Raw genomic sequence first — 16,205 nt, forward strand, 5'->3', positions numbered from 1 at the left:
TGGGGCGGGCCCGCGCACCGCGCAAGGGCATACGTCTGATATATCTTGCGCATCTTAGTAATATCCTGCATGACGACTCGCCGCATATAACTGCGAGGGAGGTTGAGCCATGGCAGGGCCTGTAGCGATTTCCGCCGGCGACGTGCTGCCGGATCGGGCGACCGCGGACGCCACCGCTCGCGCCGCGGTCGGGTCGGGCGCGCTGATCGCGGCGCGCCTCGAGCGGCTGCCGATGACCGCCTTCCAGCGCAACATCTTCCTCATCATCGCCACGGCGTGGTTCTTCGATTCGATCGATCTCGGCTCGCTCACCTTCCTCCTCGGGTCGATCAAGACCGAGTTCGGCCTGACGACCGCCCAGGCGGGACTGCTCTCGAGCATGAGCTTCATCGGCATGTTCGCGGGCGCGGCCCTGTCGGGCATGCTCGCCGACCGGTTCGGGCGGAAGGTGGTCTTCCAGATCAGCATGGTGTTCTGGGGGCTCGGCAGCCTCTGGTGCGCCTACGCCCCGGACGCGACGATGCTGGGCTATGCCCGCCTGCTGCTCGGCTTCGGCATGGGCATGGAGTTCCCGGTGGCGCTCGCCATCGTCTCGGAGTTCCTGCCGACCGCCAAGCGCGGCCGCTACCTCGCCATCATGGAAGGGTTCTGGCCGCTCGGCTTCATCGCGGCCGGCTGCCTCAGCTACGTGCTGCTCAGCTATTTCGACTGGCGCGCTGTCTTCCTCGCGCAGGCCGTGCCGGCGCTGTTCCTGTTCGTGATCCGCTTCCTCGTGCCGGAATCGCCCCGCTGGCTCGCCGACCGCGGCCGTCACGCGGAGGCGGACCGGGTGATGGCGCAGATCGAGCGGCAGGTCGCCCTGCGCCTCGACGGGCGTCCGCTTCCGGAGCCGACCGTCCTGCCCGAGCCGGCGCGGGGCGAGCGGCGCTTCTCGTTCCTCGAACTCTGGAGCCCCGGCTACGCCAGCCGCACGGTGATGATCTGGCTGACGTGGTTCTTCGCTCTGCTGGGCTTCTACGGCCTCACCACCTGGCTCGGCGCGCTCCTGCAGGAGGCCGGCTACAGCGTCGCCAAGTCGGTCACCTACACGATCCTGATCTCGCTCGCGGGCGTGCCGGGCTTCATCGCCTCGGCGATCCTCGTCGAGCGCTGGGGCCGAAAGCCCACCGCGGTCCTGATGCTCCTGGGCAGCGCCGTCGCCGCCTACCTGTACGGTCACTCGCCGTCGTTCGGCTGGCTCATCGCCTACGGGCTGATGATGCAGTTCTTCCTGTTCGGCATGTGGTCGGTGCTCTACGCCTACACGCCCGAACTCTACCCGACGCGGGCGCGCGCCACCGGGGCCGGCTGCGCCTCGGCCATCGGCCGCGTCGGCTCGCTCATCGGGCCCTTCGCGATCGGCCTGATCCTGCCGGTGCTCGGCCACGGCGGCGTCTTCGCCCTGGGCGCCGGCTCGTTCGTCATCGCCGCCGCGAGCGTCGGGCTCCTCGGCATCGAGACCAAGGGCAAGTCCCTGGAAGCCATCTCGCACTGACCGGACCGGCCCCGACCGGACGGTGGCGCCGTCGCCGCCGCCCGGTCAGGTTGACAACTGATATATCAACGGTATCTCTAATCCGACAGATCTCGGGTGGGCGCGCGTCGTCAACCCCCATTCCAGCGAGGAGGCGCATCATGGAACTCGCCAACACCCGCATGAGCGAGCGGCAGCGGAACTACCGCGCCAATTACCGCCAGCGCGTGGCCGGCTGGTACAACGGCGTCCTGCACATCGCGATCATCTACACGATCGGCCTCACGGCCCTGTACATCTACGTCTCGAACATCCACGCGCCGAGCTGGATCGAGCTCGCGACGGTCCCGGTCGTGTTCCTGTTCTGCAATTTCTTCGAGTGGTGGCTCCACCGCTACGTGATGCACCGGCCGCAGAGCAATCCGATCGGGCGGGCCGTCTACAATCGGCACACGCTGCAGCATCACCAGTTCTTCACCGACCACGAGATGCGCTTCGCCGACCACCGGGACTACCGGGTGACGTTCTTCCCGCCCTACGCGCTGGCGACGTTCACGCTGATGTCGATCCCCGGCGCCGTCGTGCTCGGCAATATCTTCACGCCCAATGTCGGGTGGTTGTTCATCACCACGACGACCAGCATCTATATGATCTACGAGTTCATGCACTTCTGCTGCCACGTCGAGGAGAACTGGTTCGTCCGCAACATGCCGTTCATCAACACGAACCGGCGGCACCACACGGCCCATCACGACCAGTCGATCATGATGGAGCGGAACATGAACCTGACCTTCCCGATCATGGACTGGCTGTTCGGCACCTCGGACCTGAACCGCGGTCTCATCGGAACGCTCTTCAACGGCTACGACACGCGCCACGTGAAGACCGACATGCGCAAGACCGCGCGCACGCCCGGTGCCACCGAGCCCCGGGCCATGCAGGCCGCCGAGTGACCCGCCAAGTGACCCGCCGCCTAGACTGACGAGCAGCCCGGAACGCCGCCATGGACATGATCGAACCGAACGTCGCCGCGCTCGCGTGGTTCGCCCTCTTCGCCGGGGTCGCCTGCACCGGCTTCTACGTGCTGGCTGGGATGTTCCCGCTGGAGACCCGCCCCGACCTGAGGGCGCGCCCCCTCGGCCTCGCGCTGATCGCGGCCAACGTCCTCCTGCTCGCGGCGCTGACCGGCGGGATGCTCGCCTACGGAGCCGCCGAACTCCGCTGGTCGAGCCTCGTGATCGTGGGCGGCTTCGCCATCCTGTTCGCACCCGGCCTGTTCAACGTCTGGCCCCAGCGCTGGCGCGACGGCGTCGCGGGCCTGGCGATCGTGCTCGCCGCCCTCTGCGGCGCCCTCGGCCTGCTGCAGCAGGTCGGCACCGTCTTCGTCCTCTGACCCGCACGCGCGATCCGGGAGGGATCCCATGCCGTTTCCGATCAAGTTCGGCCTGTCGGTCGCCGTCGCGCTCGCGGCGCTCGCCGGCTGGTTCTACATGGGCCATCTCGGCCAGACCGGGCCGCGCTGGGCCGTGGCCTTCCTCGGCCCGTTCATGGTGGTCAGCCTCTGGATCTTCCCCGAGGTGATGCGCAACCGCTCCGACGGCCGCACCCCGCGCCACCGGATCCGGGAGGCTCGGTGATGGACAAGGTCTATGCCGGGGACCGGACGATCGACGGGATCGTCGTCACGGTGAACGGGGCGCCGCTGCCGGATCGGGCGGAGGCCAAGTGCTACTCCCGGAACGGCTTCGAGTGGAGCTACGAGGGTCCCGAGCCCTCGCAGCTCGCCTACGCGATCCTGGTGGATCATCTCGGCGACGCGGCGGAGGCGGAGCGCCTGCAATTGCGCTTCATGCGCGGCGTCGTGGCCAACTTCCAGAACGAGTGGAAGATGACGACGGCCGACGTCGCCCGCGTCCTGGAGCGCCTGGATTCGGTCGGCGCGGCGCGGTCCGGCTGAGACCCGAGGCCGCCCTCCGCCGCGGCGCGTCGGGACCGCGGCGACGTTCCGTAGCGGCCCTGCCTGTGCCATGCTCCCGCGTCCGGAATCCCGGAGTCAGAGCGCAACCGGGCTGCCCAGCCCCGGGCTGGGGGCCTGTCGGAGCGAGGCCAGCATGTCCGACGACCGCTACCACCGGAAGGCGCTCGGCGACCGCCCGCTCCGTCCCGAGACGCTGATGCTCGGCTACGGCTACGACCCGGCCCTGTCCGAGGGCGCGGTGAAGCCGCCGGTCTTCCTGACATCGACCTTCGTGTTCACCTCGGCCGAGCACGGCAAAGCCTTCTTCGACTACGTCTCCGGACGGCGCGAACCGCCGGTCGGCGAGGCGGCGGGGTTGGTCTACTCGCGCTTCAATCACCCGAACAGCGAGATCGTCGAGGACCGGCTGGCCGTCTTCGAGGAGGCCGAGGCCGCGCTGGTCTTCTCCTCCGGCATGTCGGCGATCGCCACCACGATCCTGGCCTTCGCGCGGCCCGGCGACGCGATCCTGCACTCGCAACCCCTGTACGGCGGCACCGAGACCCTGATCGCCAAGACCCTGGCCGGGTTCGGCATCGCGCCGTTCGGGTTCTCCGACGGCACCGATCCGGCGAGCGTGCGCGCCGCGGCCGACCGCGCGGCGGGCGCGGGACGCGTCAGCGTCGTCATGGTCGAGACCCCCTCGAACCCGCTCAACACCCTCGTCGACCTCGGCCTCGTCCGGGCGGTCGCCGAGGAGATCGGCGCCCGGCAGGGCGGCGAGGCGCCGGTCGTCGTCTGTGACAACACCCTGCTCGGGCCCCTCTTCCAGCACCCGCTGCGCGAGGGCGCCGACATCTCGGTCTACTCCCTGACGAAGTATGTCGGCGGCCACTCGGACCTGATCGCCGGCGCCGCCCTCGGCTCGGCGGCGCGGATGAAGCCGGTGCGGCTTCTGCGCTCGGCGATCGGGACCGGTCTCGACCCGCATTCCTGCTGGATGCTCGGGCGCTCGCTCGAGACCCTGTCGCTGCGGATGAGCGCCGCCAACCGAAACGGCGAGATCGTCGGCGGGATGCTGGCGGCGCACCCGAAGGTGGCGCGGCTCCACCATCTCGCGCATCTCGAGCCGGGATCGCGGCAGGCACAGGTCTACGCCAAGCAGTGCGCGGCGCCGGGCTCGACGTTCTCGTTCGACATCGTCGGCGGCGAGGCCGAGGCGTTCCGTGTTCTCAACGGCCTCCAGCTGTTCAAGCTCGCCGTCAGCCTGGGCGGAACCGAGTCGCTCGCCAGCCACCCGGCCTCCACGACCCATTCCGGCGTGCCGAAGGCGGTGCGCGACCGGCTCGGGATCACGGACGCGACCATCCGGGTGTCGATCGGGATCGAGCACCCGGACGATCTGGTCGCCGACCTCGCGGCCGCTCTGTCGGTCCTGGGCTAGGGACGCGCCCAACGGCGGCCGGGCGCGGTGCGCACGCCGTCGAGGCGGCTCGGTCGCATCGCCCGGCAACGCGTGTCCGGCAACCGGAGACCGCGCGTTAACGACGCCCCGCATTTCGAACAGTCGCTGCACGACATTGCGGGGACGGGACAGAATTGCGGCCGCGCGGAACTGGTCAGCGCAGGCCTTCCTTCCTAGTGTCTGGCCGCGAAACGCGACGGGACGATCGACGGATCCATGAATTTGGCAACCGGTACCCAGTTCGACACGCGGAGCGGCGCTCCGGGCACGCGCGTGGCCGCCGTAACCTTCGACCCGCGGGTGAAAGGTCTCACCTGGCTGGCGCTGAAGGGCTTTCTGCTCTCGATCGTGACCTTCGGCATCTACAGATTCTGGTACGTCACCAATCTGCGCCGCTTCTTCTGGGAGCGCACCGCGCTCGACGGCTCGCCCGCCGAGTATACCGGCACGGGCAAGGAACTGTTCCTCGGCTTCCTCGTCGCGCTCGCGATCCTCGTGCCGATCTACGTCGCGCTGTTCGCGCTCTCGCTCGTCGCGCCCGCGCTCGCCCCATTCTCGGTGGTGATCTCCTTCGTGTTCCTGTTCCTGCTGGGACAATTCGCGATCTACCGCGGGCGCCGCTACCGCGCGATGCGGACGCTCTGGCGCGGCATCCGCCTCGGGCAGGACGGCTCGGGCCTCGCCTACGCGGCCCGCGCGGGCGGCTGGTGGCTGCTCACGCTCGTCACCTTCGGCCTGGCCTTCCCGTTCATGCGGGCGAGCCTGGAACGCTACCGCATCGACCACACCCTGGTCGGGACCAGCCGGATGCACTCGACGGCGCGGGGACGCAGCGTGCTCGGCCCCTGGCTGTTGCTGTACGTAATCGGGCTGGGGCCGCTGATCGGGCTCGGCATCGCTCTCCTGTTCGCGACGGATTTCTCGCTGCCCACGGACCTCCTGGTACCGAAGCCCGGCGGCAAGGCCGGCCAGACGATCCTCAACCCCGCCTACGCGGCCTCGAAGATCGGCATTCTCCTCCAGGCGATGGGCTTCGTGGCCGCCATCTGCGTGCCCGCGGCACTGCTCCTGCTCCCGTACTACCGCGCCCGCGAGACGCGGGCGTTCATGGGGGCCGCCAGCCTCGGTCACGCCCGCCTCATCTCGAGCCTGAAGGCGCGGCAGTTCTACTGGCCGTACATCGTCTACATGTTGTCGCTCCTGGGCTTCCTCGTCGTGCTGGGCCTCGTCGCGGCTCTGATGATCTTCGCCGCACGGGCGGGGGGCGATCTCAGCATGCTCCACTGGCTCGTCGTCCTCATCTACCTGGTCGGCGCGCCGCTGTTCGCAGTGCTCTACGTGCGCGTGGTGCAGGCCCGCCTGTGGGCGGCGGTCGCGACGAGCACGAGCGTGACGGATCCCGAAGCCCTGGATGCCGTCCTCGCCTCGTCCCGCGGTGCCGGCAGCGGGCTGCAGGAGGGCCTCGCCGACGCGCTCGACGTCGGAGGCGCGCTCCAGATCGGCTTCTGACGCTTGACCCGCGCTTCCGAGGCGATCGACGCGACGCCGATCGAGGTCGAGGGCCGCTACTTCGACGGCGTCAGCGCGCGGGCACATCCCGTCGCGCTGCGCCTCGACGACCGCTTCCGCGTCTCCGGGCCCGGAATCGCCCAGGACTGGAACCTGCTCGACCTGCGCGCCGCCGTGTCCGTGCCGCCGCTGATGCGGATCGGTCCGGCCGGCGAGCCGGTCCGCGTGGAGTTCTCGGACGCGACGCTCGCCGCCGCGCTCGCGGCGCGCTGCCCGGACCTCCATCGCCGGGAGCGCTCGGGCGGCACGGTGCGGCTCGTGCTCTGGTCTCTCGCGGCCGGTCTCTCGGTCCTGCTCGTGGCGGTCTTCGGCGTCCCGCAGATCGCCGGGCTGCTGGCCCCGCTGGTGCCGGACGCGGCCGAGTCGCGGCTCGGGGCGGTGGCGGAACCGCAGGTCCTGCGCTTCCTCGGCGACCCGCCGACCTGCGCGGAGCCGGCCGGCCGCGCGGCGCTCGACACGCTCGTGGCCCGCCTCGTCGCGGCCGGTCGGGCGGAGGGCTCGCTGCCTCCCGAGGTGGCCGTGAGCGTGCGGCGGCACGGCACGGCCAACGCCTTCGCCCTGCCGGGCGCCCGCGTGATCGTGCTCTCGAGCCTCATCGCGCGGGCGCGCTCGGCCGACGAGGCCGCGGCGGTCCTGGCGCACGAGCTCGGCCACGTCCGCCGACGCGATCCGACCCGCTCCCTCATCCGGGCGTCGGGCACCTCGTTCCTGTTGAGCTTGGTCCTGGGAGACCTGACCGGTTCGACCATCATCATCGCGCTGGGCGACGCGGTGCTCTCGGCCGGCTACAGCCGCGACGCCGAGCGGGCGGCGGACGCCTACGCGGTCGACCTCATGACCCGCGCGGGCGGCAACGGCGCGGCGCTCGCCGACATCCTCGAGCGCATCGCCAAGGACAAGCACGACGGGAAGAGCGACGTGCTGGACCTGCTGCGCAGCCATCCCTTCACGCGCGAGCGCGCCGCCGCGATCCGCGCCCAGGCGGGCTCTGGGGCGGCTGAACGCCAGATCCTGTCCGGCGCCGCCTGGACGTCACTCAGGGGCATCTGCGGGCCCGAGCCGAAGACGACCGAGCCGTAGGTCCGGATCACCGGGCGGTCGCTGTCCGCGGGCAGCCGCGGCGGACGACCCGGCTCCGGTCTCCGAGCCGGCCGGTGTCGCCACGGCCGGCGGCCTGACTGAGATTCTGAGCAACTAATTGCTGTCGGATCGCCCGCCCCTCGGCTTCTGTGACGCCGGCACAGAGGAGGAGCGGATGGCACACCACGCGACCGGGGTTCCGAACCCGCCCCCCTTCGATCCCGAGGCGATCCCGGAGGCCGCCACCCTCGCGCGCGGCGGGACCGGCCTCCGGTTGCAATGGCGCGACGGGCTGACCGCGACGCTGTCGGCGGAGCGGCTGCGGCTGCGCTGCCGCTGCGCGTGGTGCACCCGTGACCGGGTCGAGCGACGCTTTCCTCAGGCCGCCGCCGACATCGCGGTCGCGCGGGTCGAACCGATGGGCGGCTACGCCGTCCACATCGCGTTCTCCGACGGCCACGCCCGCGGGATCTTCCCCTGGTCCTACCTGCGCGCCCTCGTGGCCGAGGCCGTCGACGACCCGCCCGACGCCGCGCAGGCCGCCTGACCGCACGATCCGATCCTCCGGCGATCCCACACGCCCCGCCCCTGACCTGACGCGAGATCTTGCCATGAACGCGTTCGAATCCGCGACGAAGACCGAGATTATCGAGACCGACATCCTGGTGATCGGCGGCGGCACCGGCGGCCCGATGGCCGCGATCAAGGCCAAGGAGGCCGATCCGAAGCTCCGGGTCGTCCTGATGGAGAAGGCCAACGTCAAGCGCTCGGGCGCGATCAGCATGGGCATGGACGGGCTGAACAACGCCATCGTGCCGGGCTACGCCACCCCCGAGCAGTACGTGAAGGAGATCACCGTCGCCAACGACGGCATCGTCAATCAGAAGGCGGTGATGGCCTACGCGCAGGGGTCGTTCCCGATGATCCAGTACCTCGACAAGCTCGGGGTCAAATTCGAGAAGGACGGCTCCGGCGAGTACAACATGCGCAAGGTCCACCACATGGGGACCTACGTGCTGCCGATGCCGGAAGGTCACAACGTCAAGAAGGTCCTCTACCGGCAGCTCCGCCGCCTCCAGGTCGGCGTGACGAACCGGTACATGGCGACGCGCCTGCTCAAGGGCGCGGACGGGCGCATCGCCGGAGCGATCGGCGTCAACACCCGCACCTCCGAGTTCCTGGTGGTGAAGGCCAAGGCGGTGATCCTCGCCTGCGGGGCCGCCGGCCGCCTCGGCCTGCCGGCCTCCGGGTACCTGTTCGGGACCTACGAGAACGCGGCGAATTGCGGCGACGGCTACGCGATGGCCTACCACGCGGGCGCGCAGCTCGCGAACCTCGAGTGCTACCAGATCAACCCGCTGATCAAGGACTACAACGGCCCGTCCTGCGCCTACGTCACCGGCCCGTTCGGCGGATACACGGCCAACAATCGCGGCGAACGCTTCATCGAGTGCGATTACTGGTCCGGACAGATGATGCTCGAGTTCTGGCGCGAGCTGCAGGGCGGCAACGGCCCGGTCTTCCTCAAGATGGACCATCTGCGCGAGGAGACGATCTCCGAGATCGAGACGATCCTGCACTCGAACGAGCGCCCCTCCCGCGGACGCTTCCACGAGCGGCGCGGCACCAATTACCGCCAGCGTCCCGTGGAGATGCACATCTCCGAGATCGGCTTCTGCTCGGGCCACTCGGCCTCGGGCGTCTTCGTCGACGAGTTCGCGCGCACGACGGTCCCCGGCCTCTACGCGGTCGGCGACATGGCGAGCGTGCCGCACAACTACATGCTGGGCGCCTTCGTGAACGGCGGCATCGCCGGGGCCGACGCCGCCGCCTACTGCACGGCCAACGCCCTCGCCGACCATGACCCGGCGGACATCGCCGTCGAGCGCGAACGGGTCCTGGCGCCGACCCGGCGCGTCGACGGGCTCACCCCGCACGAGATGGAGTTCAAGACCCGCCGCTTGGTGAACGACTATCTCGAGCCGCCGAAGGTCACGGCGAAGATGGAGCTCGGCCAGCGCCGCTTCGCCGAGATCCGCGAGGACCTCGACCTGCTCTGCGCCCGCGACCCGCACGAGCTGCACCGGGCGCTCGAGATGCAGACGATCCTCGACTGCGCCGACATGGCGGCGGCGGCCTCGCTCTACCGCACCGAGAGCCGTTGGGGCTTCTACCACCTGCGCGTCGACTATCCCGAGACGAACGACGCCGAGTGGGCCTGCCACACGGTCCTGTTCAAGGACGGCCAGGGCCGGATGGCCCACGCGAAGCGCGCCGTCGACCCGTTCATCGTGCCGGTCGCCGCCGAGGAGATGGGCGCCTACCACCAGCTCCGCATCAAGACGCCGGCCGCCGCCGAGTAATCCCGCCCCGTACCGGAGAGCGATCCATGCCGATCATCAATCAGGCCAGCAGCGCCGCGGTCGTCATCGACGACGCCAAGTGCATCGCCGAGAAGGGCTGCCGCGTCTGCGTCGACGTCTGCCCGCTCGACATCCTCGCGATCGATGAGACCCGGCAGAAGGCCTACATGAAGTACGACGAGTGCTGGTACTGCATGCCCTGCGAGGTCGACTGCCCGACGAACGCGGTCAAGGTCAATATTCCCTACCTGCTGCGCTGAGGCCGACCATGAGCCCCGTGTTCGATTCCTTCGACGACGATCTCGACGACGTGGCCGAGCGCTGCGCGAGTGCCGACGCCGGCGTCCGGCGCGTCGCGATGATGGAGCTCGCCGAGGCCGTCGGCCCCGCGGCGAAGGTCCTGCTCCTCAAGGGCCTCGGCGATCCGGACGCGGCCGTCCGCGCCGCGGCGGCCAAGGCGCTGGACGAGCACGACGGCGCGGACGTCGTCGAGGGCCTCGTGCGGTCCCTGGAGGACGACGACGAGGCCGTGCGCCGCACCGCCGCCGATACCCTGGCCGAGAAGAAGGAGCCGGCCTGCGGGCCGCTCCTGATCGAGCGCGCCGCGCACACCGACCCGTTCGTGCAGGCCTCCGCCCTGCGGGCCCTGCGCGAGCTCGTCCTGCCGGACGCCCTGTCGGCCGCACTGAAGGCGCTCCAGAGTCCGTCCCCGGAGGTGCGCCGCGAAGGTCTCGGCGTCATCGGTTACCTCAAGGCCGAGGAAGCGCTGCCGGCGCTGATCGCCACCGCGGGCGATCCCGACCCGACGGTCCGGCGCGCCACGATGGCGGCGCTGGTCTTCCTGCGCCCCGGCGGTCCGGGCATCGGCACGTTGATCGCCGGCCTGTCCGACGAGCACTGGCAGGTTCGCGAGGAGGCGGCAGTCTCCTGCGCCAAGATCCGGCTGCCCGAGGCGACGGCGCCCCTGATCGCCGTGATGGACGATCCCGTCTGGCAGGTCCGCACCAAGGCGGCCAATGCCCTGGGCCGGATCCGGGCGCCGGCGGCCGTCGAGATCCTGGGCCGGGCGCTGACCTCGGAGGTCAGCAACCTGCGCAAGGAGGCGGCCGCAGCCCTCGGCGAGATCGCCGACCCGCGGGGCCTCTCGGCCCTCGAGGCGGCCGCCAACGATCCCGATCCCGACGTGCGCAAGCTCATCCAGTGGGCGATCGGACGCTGTCAGGGACGCCCCTGATCGATCCGGCCGTCTCGGCCTCGTCGCGGCGCCGCATCCTCCGGGTGCGGCGCCGCTTCACGTCCGCTCGGCTCCGCGATATCCAGACGCTGCTGGTGCCGGCGGCCAGTTTAGAGCTGGTACAGGGTTTGCTGCGCCGCGGCAGGTAGGATGCTGGAGGCGGCAATGCAGACCACGGCGCCGATACGCCTGTCTCAGGCCCCGGCGGGGCTCCAGACCCAGGCGAGCGCCCTCCTGCTGTCCGAGGCCGCGCCCAAGGCCGGAACCGGGCAGCGCCCTCTCCTCGACGGGCTGACCGAGCGCGAGGTCACCCTCGTGCTGGAGAAGGGCCGGCGCCGCGTGCTCTACCGCGGCGCGACCCTGTTCACGCAGGAGACGCCCAACGACGGGATCTGGATCATCGAGAGCGGCCGCATCCGGGTCTTCTACGCCGCGCCGTCCGGTCGCGAGATCACGCTGGCCTACTGGTACCCCGGCAACTTCGTCGGCGGTCCCGACGTGTTCGGCGCCGGCCTCCACAAGTGGTCGGGCATGGCGGCGAGCAATTCCAGCGTGCTGCACCTGCCGGCCAAGGCGCTCCGGCAGCTCGTGACGCAGATCCCGGCCCTCGCGATCGGGGTCATCGACGGCCTGACCTTCAAGGGCCGCTGCTACTCGACCCTGGCCCAGATGCTCGGGACCCGCTCGATCACCGAGCGCCTCGCCCACCTGCTCCTGCACCTGTGCGACCTCTACGGCGTCGCGGAGGAGGACGGGACGGTGATCGCGGCGACCTTCACGCACGCCGACCTCGCCCACATGGTCGGCGCCACCCGGCAATGGGTGACGATCAGCCTGAAGCGGCTCTCGGAGCAGGGCGTCCTCGTCACGCGGCGCACGCAGATCGTCGTCCTGCGTCCGGACATCCTGGCGGCGATGCGCGGCGGCGAGGAATGCGCCTAAAACGCGAGCGTCCCGCACAAAACCGCAGCACATCCGGAACCGCTCGACTTTTTGCGCAACTAATCGACCCGCAGGCGTCCTCGGCATTTGATCGGACGCGCCGCAGCGCCCGATCATGCCGTCGATGTCTTCGCGACATCGGGCCGGAATGTTGGAGCGGGCGATGACTGGACGATTTCCCGGGCTCAGATCGGTCTCCGCTCTCGCGCTCCTCGCGCTGGCGGGCGCCGGGATCGGGGCACCGGCCCGCGCCGAGACCCTCACCGTCGGCATCGGCACGCAGGACACGACGACCAACACCGCGACGGTCGGCGTGGTGATCCGCCAGCTCAAGCTGCTGGAGAAGTACCTGCCCAAGACCGGCAAGTACGCCGGCACGACCATCCAGCTCGACTGGCAGAACTTCACGTCCGGGCCGCCGGTCACGAACGGCATGATGGCCGGGAAGCTGCAGTTCGGCGCGATGGGCGATTACCCGCTCGTCGTCAACGGCGCGACGTTCCAGAACAATCCCGAGAGCCAATCGCGGCTGATCGCGGTCGCCGCCTACAATCTCCACGGATCCGGCAACGGGATCGTGGTCAACAAGGCTTCCGAATACTTCTCGTTCGAGGATCTGAAAGACAAGGTCGTCAGCGTGCCCTTCGGGTCGGCGGCCCACGGGATGGTCCTGAAGGCGCTGCAGGACAAGGGCTACCCGGCCACCTATTTCCGCCTGGTCAGCCAGAGCCCGGAGGTCGGCTCGACCAATCTCCAGGAGCGGAAGATCGACGCGCACGCGGATTTCGTCCCCTTCGCCGAGCTTCTGCCGTTCCGCGGCTTCGCGCGCAAAGTGTTCGATGGCGTCGAGACCAACCTCCCGACCTGGCACGGCGTGGTCGTGCGCTCCGACTTCGCCGACCGCTACCCCGAGATCGTCGAGGCCTACCTGAAGGCCGTCCTCGACGCCGACGCCTGGGTCAAGGCCGATCCGAAGCGCGCCGCCGAGCAGATCGCGGCCTGGACCGGCACCGACAAGGAGGTGGTCTACATCTTCCTCGGGCCCGGCGGGATCATGACCGTCGATCCCACGATCAAGCCGCAGCTGGTCGAGGCCGCCCGCGAGGACGTCAAGGTCCTGCAGCGGCTCGACCGGATCAAGACGTTCGACGTCGGTCCGTGGGTCGACGACGGGCCACTGCGCAAGGTCTTCGCCGAGCGCGGCCTGGACTACGCGCAGCAGCGCGCGAGCACCGCCAATTACGAGGTGCGCGGCGAGGACACGTACTGCAAGAGGCCCGTCACCGAGCCGCGCAAGGCCGGCGAGATCTGGGTGAAGGGCGGGGCGATCCAGCCCTACGCGAGCGCGGCCTGCACGCTCGGCGCGCTGAACGAGATGAAGTCCAAGGGGCAGGCCGTCGACGTCGCCTACGTCTTCGACACGGCCCGCGGCATCAAGCTGTTCGCCCGGGAGGCCTTCTACGTCGTCGACGGCAAGGGCGGCATCGCGCCGTTCCTGCTGAAGCAGGACGCCGAGGCCGCGGCGCGGGGCGGCGGCACGGTGATGCCCTACGACGAGGCCCTGAAGGCCGCTGTGACGGGAGGCTAGAACCGCATGGAAGCTGTCGCTCTCCGGCCCGCTACCGAGTCGCGCCCGCCGCGGGCGGCGCCCCTCCCGCCGCCGGCCGCGTCCACCCGCCCCGCGACCGGCCGCGTCCGCCGCTGGCTGCGGCTGCATCACGGCGCGTTCCGAGCCGCGCTGATCGGGCTCACCTCCCTGATCCTGTTCGTCGCGCTCTGGCAGTATCTGACCGCGAACCGCGTGACCCTCTACGTGCGGTTCCTGAACATCCCGACGCCGATGGACGTCGTGGACCGCGCGGCGATCGCCCTGCGCAGCCCGAACTTCGGCGACCACGTGCTCATCTCCTGCCGCCGGATCCTCTTCGGATTTCTCCTGGCCGGCGGCGTCGCCGTGCCGCTCGGGCTCCTCATGGGGCGCTACCGCCTCCTGCGCGAGATCGCCTTCCCGATCTGCGAGGTGCTGCGGCCGATCCCGGCGATCGCCTGGGTGCCGATGGCGATCATGCTCTGGCCGACCAACGAGGGCTCGATCGTCTTCATCACCTTCCTGGGCTCGTTCTTCCCGATCCTGATCAACACCCTCCAGGGCATGGTCCAGGTCGACCCGGTCCTGGTGCGGGCCGCACGCTGCCTCGGCGCCCGCGAGGCGGCGGTGTTCCGCGAAGTCTACCTGCCGGCCTCGCTGCCGCAGATCTTCACCGGGCTGACGGTCGGCATGGGCGTGGCCTGGGTCTCGCTGATCGCCGCCGAGATGATCTCCGGCCAGTTCGGCATCGGCTACTTCACCTGGGAAGCCTACTCGCTGGTCCAATACCCGGACATCGCCCTCGGCATGATCACGATCGGGCTGCTCGGCCTCGGCTCCAGCTTCGCGATCCGTCTCGTGGGCCGCCTCGTCATGCCCTGGGCCGCGGCCCGCTAGGCCTCCGCCCGCCGCCCGGCGCGGCCCTCGCCGGACCGGTCCTCCACGCGCGTCACCAATCGGGAGCTTGCCATGGCCGAATCGAGCCGGGGCCTGATCGAGGTCAGCGACTTCTGCCTGCGCTACGAGACGATGGAGGGGTCCGTCGAGGCCGTCTCGAACGCCTCGCTCACCGTCCATCCCGGCGAGTTCGTGTCGATCATCGGGCCCTCGGGCTGCGGGAAGTCGACGCTGCTCAACGCGCTGGCCGGCTTCCTCAAGCCGTCGTCCGGGCGGGTCACCGTCGACGGCGAGGCGATCGCGGGACCGAGCGCGGATCGCGGCATGATCTTCCAGCAATACTCACTGTTTCCCTGGAAGACGGTGCGCGAGAACGTCGAGTTCGGCCTGAAGATGAAGGGCGTCCGGCGCAGCGAGCGCGAGCGTCAGGCGCGGACGCTGCTCGGCCTCGCCGGGCTCACGGCGTTCGAGAACCACTATCCGGACCGATTGTCCGGCGGGATGAAGCAGCGTGTCGGCATCGTGCGCGCGCTCGCCACCGGCCCGCGCATCCTGCTGCTCGACGAGCCGTTCGGCGCCCTCGACGCGCAGACGCGGCTGATCATGCAGCAGATCCTCACCAACATGTGGCAGCGCCTGAAGATCTCGGTGCTGTTCGTGACCCACGACATCGACGAGGCGATCTTCCTCTCCGACCGCGTCTACGTGATGACCGCCCGACCCGGGAGCATCAAGGCCGAAATCGTGGTGCCCCTGCCCCGCCCGCGCCAGCCGGCCCTGACCCTGTCGTCCGAGTTCCTGGGCCTGCGCCGGGGGCTGATGTCGCTGATCCGCGAGGAGAGCCTCCGGGCGATGGGCGGCGAGGTCAGCGCCGAGGCGATGAAGGGGCTGGCGATCGATCTCGAGGGCCAGGATCTCCCCGCGCTGCTCTGACCCCTGCGCCGAGGTGCGAAGTCATGACCTATGTCGTCACCGAGAACTGCATCCGCTGCAAGTACACCGACTGCGTCGAGGTCTGCCCGGTCGACTGCTTCTACGTCGGCGAGACCATGCTGGTGATCAAACCGGACGAGTGCATCGATTGCGGCGTCTGCGAGCCCGAATGCCCGGCCGATGCCATCAGGGCCGACACCGAACCGGAGATGGCGGGCTGGAAGACCTTCAACGCCAAGTACGCCGATCTCTGGCCCAACATCACCGAGAGGACCAAGCCAGCCGACGACGCCGCGGCGTGGGACGGCCGCGGCGGCAAGCTGCTCGACCTGTTCGGCACTGCCGACCCGGCGTCCGCCTGAGCGAGGACTGATCCGTCGATGAGCAAGTTCTACGAGGAGCGCGTTCTGTCGGTCCACCACTGGACCGACAACCTGTTCTCGTTCCGCACGACGCGGGATCCGGCGTTCCGGTTCCGCAACGGCGAGTTCACCATGATCGGCCTGGAGGTCGAGGGCCGGCCGCTCCTGCGCGCCTACTCGGTGGTCTCGGCCAACTACGAGGAGGAGCTGGAGTTCTTCTCGATCAAGGTCCAGGACGGCCCGCTGACCTCGAAGCTGCAGCACCTGAAGGTCGGCGACCCGATCATCGTCGGCAAGAAGCC

General features: G+C 69.8%; 18 protein-coding genes. All 18 read left to right on the top strand.

Translation table 11 applies throughout. The annotated features are described in order from the left end of the window. The first annotated feature begins 109 nt into the window (after positions 1 to 109). Positions 110 to 1,534: an MFS transporter gene (locus BM314_RS25425; RefSeq protein ID WP_091981071.1), complete on the top strand. Its 1,425-nt coding sequence runs from the start codon at positions 110 to 112 to the stop codon at positions 1,532 to 1,534. Between the two features lie 140 nt (positions 1,535 to 1,674). Next, positions 1,675 to 2,466, top strand: coding sequence for a sterol desaturase family protein (locus tag BM314_RS25430; protein ID WP_091981073.1), 792 nt, complete (start codon positions 1,675 to 1,677; stop codon positions 2,464 to 2,466). A gap of 50 nt (positions 2,467 to 2,516) precedes the next feature. Beyond that, entirely contained in the window at positions 2,517 to 2,906 is a 390-nt protein-coding gene (locus BM314_RS25435; RefSeq protein WP_020095788.1) for a hypothetical protein, read from the top strand. A gap of 28 nt (positions 2,907 to 2,934) precedes the next feature. Then, positions 2,935 to 3,150: a hypothetical protein gene (locus BM314_RS25440; protein ID WP_020095789.1), complete on the top strand. Its 216-nt coding sequence runs from the start codon at positions 2,935 to 2,937 to the stop codon at positions 3,148 to 3,150. After that, complete coding sequence (locus BM314_RS25445) at positions 3,150 to 3,470, top strand: DUF6166 domain-containing protein (protein WP_091981075.1); 321 nt, start codon at positions 3,150 to 3,152, stop codon at positions 3,468 to 3,470. Before BM314_RS25440 ends, BM314_RS25445 begins: the two co-directional genes overlap by 1 nt. Positions 3,471 to 3,624: 154 nt before the next feature. Then, positions 3,625 to 4,914 carry a cystathionine gamma-synthase family protein gene (locus tag BM314_RS25450; RefSeq protein WP_091981077.1) on the top strand — a complete coding sequence of 430 codons (1,290 nt, stop codon included), beginning with the start codon at positions 3,625 to 3,627 and terminating at the stop codon, positions 4,912 to 4,914. A 237-nt stretch (positions 4,915 to 5,151) separates the two neighbouring features. Further along, on the top strand, positions 5,152 to 6,444 hold the full coding sequence (locus BM314_RS25455; RefSeq protein ID WP_091981080.1) for a YjgN family protein: 1,293 nt from the start codon (positions 5,152 to 5,154) through the stop codon (positions 6,442 to 6,444). 3 nt (positions 6,445 to 6,447) lie between these two features. Further along, complete coding sequence (locus BM314_RS25460; protein ID WP_091981082.1) at positions 6,448 to 7,584, top strand: M48 family metallopeptidase; 1,137 nt, start codon at positions 6,448 to 6,450, stop codon at positions 7,582 to 7,584. Between the two features lie 175 nt (positions 7,585 to 7,759). Next, a complete protein-coding gene (locus BM314_RS25465) occupies positions 7,760 to 8,131 on the top strand; it encodes a DUF971 domain-containing protein (RefSeq protein WP_042673375.1) in 372 nt (123 codons plus the stop codon). 64 nt (positions 8,132 to 8,195) lie between these two features. Next, a complete protein-coding gene (locus BM314_RS25470) occupies positions 8,196 to 9,947 on the top strand; it encodes a fumarate reductase/succinate dehydrogenase flavoprotein subunit (RefSeq protein ID WP_091981084.1) in 1,752 nt (583 codons plus the stop codon). A 26-nt stretch (positions 9,948 to 9,973) separates the two neighbouring features. Next, positions 9,974 to 10,207 (top strand): 4Fe-4S dicluster domain-containing protein, encoded by a 234-nt coding sequence (locus tag BM314_RS25475; RefSeq protein WP_020095796.1) that lies wholly within the window; start codon positions 9,974 to 9,976, stop codon positions 10,205 to 10,207. An 8-nt stretch (positions 10,208 to 10,215) separates the two neighbouring features. Next, a complete protein-coding gene (locus BM314_RS25480) occupies positions 10,216 to 11,181 on the top strand; it encodes a HEAT repeat domain-containing protein (protein WP_020095797.1) in 966 nt (321 codons plus the stop codon). Between the two features lie 165 nt (positions 11,182 to 11,346). Beyond that, a complete protein-coding gene (locus BM314_RS25490; protein WP_091981089.1) occupies positions 11,347 to 12,123 on the top strand; it encodes a Crp/Fnr family transcriptional regulator in 777 nt (258 codons plus the stop codon). 163 nt (positions 12,124 to 12,286) lie between these two features. After that, on the top strand, positions 12,287 to 13,711 hold the full coding sequence (locus tag BM314_RS25495) for an ABC transporter substrate-binding protein (protein ID WP_244540034.1): 1,425 nt from the start codon (positions 12,287 to 12,289) through the stop codon (positions 13,709 to 13,711). A gap of 6 nt (positions 13,712 to 13,717) precedes the next feature. After that, the gene (locus tag BM314_RS25500) at positions 13,718 to 14,608 is read left to right on the top strand and encodes an ABC transporter permease (RefSeq protein WP_091981091.1); all 891 of its coding nucleotides are present in this window, start codon (positions 13,718 to 13,720) and stop codon (positions 14,606 to 14,608) included. A 72-nt stretch (positions 14,609 to 14,680) separates the two neighbouring features. After that, positions 14,681 to 15,541, top strand: a complete 861-nt coding sequence (locus tag BM314_RS25505; RefSeq protein ID WP_091682857.1) for an ABC transporter ATP-binding protein — start codon at positions 14,681 to 14,683, stop codon at positions 15,539 to 15,541. A gap of 23 nt (positions 15,542 to 15,564) precedes the next feature. Further along, entirely contained in the window at positions 15,565 to 15,903 is a 339-nt protein-coding gene (gene fdxA, locus BM314_RS25510; RefSeq protein ID WP_091981094.1) for a ferredoxin FdxA, read from the top strand. Between the two features lie 18 nt (positions 15,904 to 15,921). Then, a partial coding sequence (locus BM314_RS25515) for an FAD-binding oxidoreductase (RefSeq protein WP_244539920.1) occupies positions 15,922 to 16,205 on the top strand: 284 nt, incomplete at its 3' end.

It is taken from the genome of Methylobacterium sp. 13MFTsu3.1M2, assembly GCF_900112625.1.
Classification (GTDB): Bacteria; Pseudomonadota; Alphaproteobacteria; order Rhizobiales; family Beijerinckiaceae; genus Methylobacterium.